4 protein-coding genes are annotated in these 2,760 nt (G+C 61.0%); all 4 read left to right on the top strand.

Annotation, left to right across the window (positions count from 1 at the left end; all coding sequences use genetic code 11):
• Positions 1-60: 60 nt before the first annotated feature.
• Genes tnpA through ACGYLC_RS17560 form a run of 4 tightly spaced genes read left to right on the top strand, consistent with a single transcriptional unit; the run spans position 61 to position 2,731 of the window.
• Positions 61-468, top strand: coding sequence for an IS66-like element accessory protein TnpA (gene tnpA, locus ACGYLC_RS17575; RefSeq protein WP_394418381.1), 408 nt, complete (start codon positions 61-63; stop codon positions 466-468).
• Positions 465-815, top strand: a complete 351-nt coding sequence (gene tnpB, locus ACGYLC_RS17570) for an IS66 family insertion sequence element accessory protein TnpB (RefSeq protein ID WP_394418379.1) — start codon at positions 465-467, stop codon at positions 813-815. The genes tnpA and tnpB overlap by 4 nt, the downstream gene beginning before the upstream one ends.
• A gap of 60 nt (positions 816-875) precedes the next feature.
• Positions 876-2,507, top strand: coding sequence for an IS66 family transposase (gene tnpC, locus ACGYLC_RS17565; protein ID WP_394424226.1), 1,632 nt, complete (start codon positions 876-878; stop codon positions 2,505-2,507).
• Positions 2,508-2,509: 2 nt separating this feature from the next.
• The gene (locus ACGYLC_RS17560; protein WP_394418375.1) at positions 2,510-2,731 is read left to right on the top strand and encodes a hypothetical protein; all 222 of its coding nucleotides are present in this window, start codon (positions 2,510-2,512) and stop codon (positions 2,729-2,731) included.
• Positions 2,732-2,760 lie beyond the last annotated feature (29 nt).

Below are 2,760 nucleotides of genomic sequence, written 5' to 3'. Positions count from 1 at the left end.
CGTAAGCCTCCGGGGGCGGCCGTCTGATCTTTGTTTCTTTCCGATGGTAAGTCCGACCTTATGTCCGACTTTATCAATCGCCCTCAAATCGAAGTTCTGTCTGCTGCCGATGGTGAACGCCGCCGGTATTGGTCGGATGATGACAAGCTGCGTATTGTAGAGGAGAGCTTTATTGGCCACCGTCAGGTGACAGCCACAGCTCGGCGGCACGGCATTTGCCGGTCACTTCTGACCACTTGGCGGCGGCAATATAGAAATGGCGAGCTTGGGTCTTCTGGCTCTGTATCGTTCGCGCCGGTGACTGTGCCGAAGGAAGTTTCCACGTCGCAGGCAAATCCGATCGATTCCAGTCCACCTCCGGACTGTCGGATTGAGGTGGCTCTTCCGAATGGGCGTCGACTCATCCTCCCCATCGGCGTGGAGACCGAAGCGCTTGCTCGGCTTCTGGCTGTGGTGGATCGGCAATGATTGCGTTTCCGGCGGGCGTGAAGGTGTGGATCGCAGGCGGTGCCACCGATATGCGGCGGGGCATGAACACGCTGGCGCTACAGGTGCAAGAAGGGCTTGGCCGTGATCCCCATGCGGGTGAGATATTTTGCTTCCGGGGGCGTAAAGGCGATCTGGTCAAGATCCTGTGGCATGATGGCGTGGGCATGTCGCTTTATCTAAAGCGCCTGGAGGCAGGTAAGTTCATCTGGCCCGTGAGCCGGTCGGGCGAAGCGGTGCAGGTCTCGGCGGCGCAGTTGGGTTATCTTCTGGAGGGCATCGACTGGCGTAACCCACGCTGGACACAACGGCCTGCAAAGGCTGGTTAATTTGCGCCAGGTAGCCTGTTTTTATTGGTGCTTCGCGGCCCCAGCTGGTAAATATTGGTCATGTCTGATGCCGCCTCCGAACTCGCCAAATTACGCGCTGCCCTGGCCGCCGCAGAGGCCCGTGCAGAGCTGGCGGAAAGCGAGCTGGCGCAGGCCCGCGCGGTTGTCTCCTGCTCCGAGGCGATGATCCAAGAGCTCAAGCTCGAGATCGCCAAACTGCGCCGTGACAAATACGGCATCTCGTCAGAACGACGCGCCCGGCTGATCGATCAACTGGAACTGCAGCTTGAAGAGATGGAAGCGGCGGCCACCGAGGATGCCTTGGCCGCAGATCAAGCAAACGAGAAAGCCAGCACGGTGCGCGCCTTCACGCGCCGCCATCCGGTGCGCAAGCCGTTCCCCGATCACCTGCCGCGCGAGCGGGTTGTCGTCGAAGCACCGGCCGCCTGCACCTGCTGTGGCTCGGACCGGATCGTGAAGATGGGCGAGGACATCACCGAGACGCTGGAGGTGATCCCGCGTCAGTGGAAGGTGATCCAGACCGTGCGCGAGAAGTTCACTTGCCGGGCCTGCGAGAAGATCAGCCAGCCGCCAGCCCCGTTCCATGCGATTCCGCGCGGATGGGCCGGGCCCAGCCTGATCGCAATGCTAATCTTCGAGAAATATGGTCAGCACCAGCCGTTGAACCGGCAGGCCGAGCGCTTTGCCCGTGAAGGTGTAGAGCTGAGCCTGTCCACCCTGGCGGACTTGGTCGGGCACGCGACTGTCGCCCTGCAGCCGATCCATGCGCTGATCGAGGCCCACGTGCGTGCCGCTCACCGCCTGCATGGCGATGATACCACCGTGCCGCTTCTGGCGCGGGGCGGTGCAAAAAAGGCCCGGCTCTGGACCTATGTCCGTGATGACCGCTCCTGGAATGGTGGCGCGCCGCCGGCGGCGTTCTTCCGCTTCTCCCGAGATCGTGGCGCAACCAATCCCAATCAGCATCTGGCAGAATGGCAAGGGGTGCTGCAAGCGGACGCCTATGGGGGATACAACGACCTCTATCGAGAGGACCGAGACGCGGGGCCCGTGACCAGTGCGCTGTGCTGGTCGCATGCGCGCCGGAAGTTCTTCGAACTGGCCGACATCGCGGGCAACGTCCGCAAGGGCAAACCTGCCCATCAGATCTCACCGGTCGCACTGGAAGCGGTAAAACGGATCGATGCCATCTTCGACATCGAGCGCGAGATCAATGGGCTGGATGCTGATGCCCGGCTCGTCGCCCGCCAGAACCTGTCCCGTCCCCTGGTGAACGGCCTCCACGACTGGCTGCAGGAAGAGCGCGCGAAACTGTCCAGACACAACAAAGTGGCCAAGGCGATCAACTACATGTTTGAGAAGCGTGGCCGTTGGCAGGCCTTCACGGCATTCCTCGAGGACGGGCGTATCTGTCTGACGAATAATGCGGCCGAACGCGCCTTACGTGGCGTTGCCCTGGGTCGGAAGTCGTGGCTCTTTGCAGGGTCCGAGCGCGGCGGTGAGCGGGCGGCCGCCATGTATACCCTTATCGTCACCGCAAAAATGAACAACATCGACCCACAGGCCTGGCTCGCCGATGTTCTCGCCCGGCTGCCCGACATACCCGTCTCGCGCATCCATGAGCTTCTGCCTTGGAACTGGAAAGCCCTATCCCTTCCACAAGCAGCGTGACCATGCAGCTGAACAAGGTGTATTCCGTCAAGACAATCGACCGCGTCGCCATCGAACTGGGCGAAACCGTTGATCGGATCTTCGATCTCGCCATCGGTATGGAAACCGAAGATGGTATAATTTGGGTCTACGGCCCCGGCAACGATAGTGTGATCGCCTTCACTCGGTTTGGGATGCAAAACCTGCAAGTGCTCATCTTAATGAACCGTGATCTCGAGCGATGACCCACCTGTGGCCTACGCCGGATGCTTAC

Origin of the sequence: Sulfitobacter sp. 1A12157 (assembly GCF_043557345.1) — a bacterium.
Classification (GTDB): Bacteria; Pseudomonadota; Alphaproteobacteria; order Rhodobacterales; family Rhodobacteraceae; genus Sulfitobacter.
Note: the sequence above shows the minus strand (reverse complement) of the source record. Positions and strands in the feature narration are given on the sequence as shown.

Excerpts from the sequence above, each read along its gene's own strand:
- tnpB (WP_394418379.1), top strand. The coding sequence starts at position 465 with ATGATTGCGTTTCCGGCGGGCGTGAAGGTGTGGATCGCAGGCGGTGCC.
- tnpC (WP_394424226.1), top strand. The coding sequence starts at position 876 with ATGTCTGATGCCGCCTCCGAACTCGCCAAATTACGCGCTGCCCTGGCC.
- ACGYLC_RS17560 (WP_394418375.1), top strand. The coding sequence starts at position 2,510 with ATGCAGCTGAACAAGGTGTATTCCGTCAAGACAATCGACCGCGTCGCC.
- tnpA (WP_394418381.1), top strand. The coding sequence starts at position 61 with ATGTCCGACTTTATCAATCGCCCTCAAATCGAAGTTCTGTCTGCTGCC.